General features: G+C 66.6%; 1 pseudogene. It reads left to right on the plus strand.

Going from position 1 to position 885, the window contains the following annotated elements:
• Nucleotides 1-885 (plus strand): annotated as a pseudogene (locus tag BQ7477_RS10945) (sensor histidine kinase); the annotation flags it as partial.

An 885-nucleotide genomic window follows, 5' to 3' on the forward strand; every position in this document is an offset into this window, starting at 1 on the left:
CCCGCGCGGGCACACGCGACAAAGACCCGTCGCGCAACGCGTGGGATTCGCAGGTCCGCGCGGTCGCAGAATCGCGCGGCGCGCGGCTGCTTGTTCTCGCCGGCGTTGTGTTTCATAGCTATGTGGTGGCGATCGAATTCAGCCACGGGGCCTACTCACACAGGGGCCCCGTCATCCTCTCCCTCGCGATCATGGCGGTCGCAGGAACCCTGTTGGTGGCACCGTGGCCCGACCGCGTGCCCCCGAAACTCGTGACGTGGGGGAGTGCCGTTGTGATCGGTGTGTCCAACCTGCTGGTGCTCACCCCGATTCGGGTAGCGTCCGCATGGCCGGGCTGGTCCGGGTGGAGCGCGGGCGCATCGATGTTCCTCGCTGTGCTGCTCCTCCTGCGTCAGCGCACGGCCGAGGCCGTCGTTGGTTGCGTCGGCTTTGTGGTCGCAGTCGGCGCCTGGGTTGCACTCTCAGGTAGGCCGCCCGGCCTCGTCTTTACCTTCACGATCGGTCACATCATCACGTTCTTCTTCTGGTTCGCCCTCGTGTCGTGGTCGGGCATTGCGACCTCCGCGATCGAACGATCCCTCAAAGCTGAGGAACAGGCGCGCCTGGAGAGGGAACTGCAGGTGAGCATTAATTCGGCCATGGCAGTCAAGCTCGCCGACGTGTCTGTTCGCGTGCGCGGGACCCTCGAGGCGCTCCGAGACGAGGAAGTGACACCTGAGATCGCCATGGAGGCGCGCCTGCTCGAGGCGGAGCTGCGCGACGAGATCCGCGCGCCTTACTTCACGGGGACCGAGGTCGTGGCGGCTGCGAGGCGCGCGCGGAGCCGAGGCGTCGAGGTTGTGCTGTTCGACGACCGCGGTGATGCTACCCGTGGTGGGAGTACGG

It is taken from the genome of Actinomyces bouchesdurhonensis, from assembly GCF_900128465.1.
Classification (GTDB): domain Bacteria; phylum Actinomycetota; class Actinomycetes; order Actinomycetales; family Actinomycetaceae; genus Pauljensenia; species Pauljensenia bouchesdurhonensis.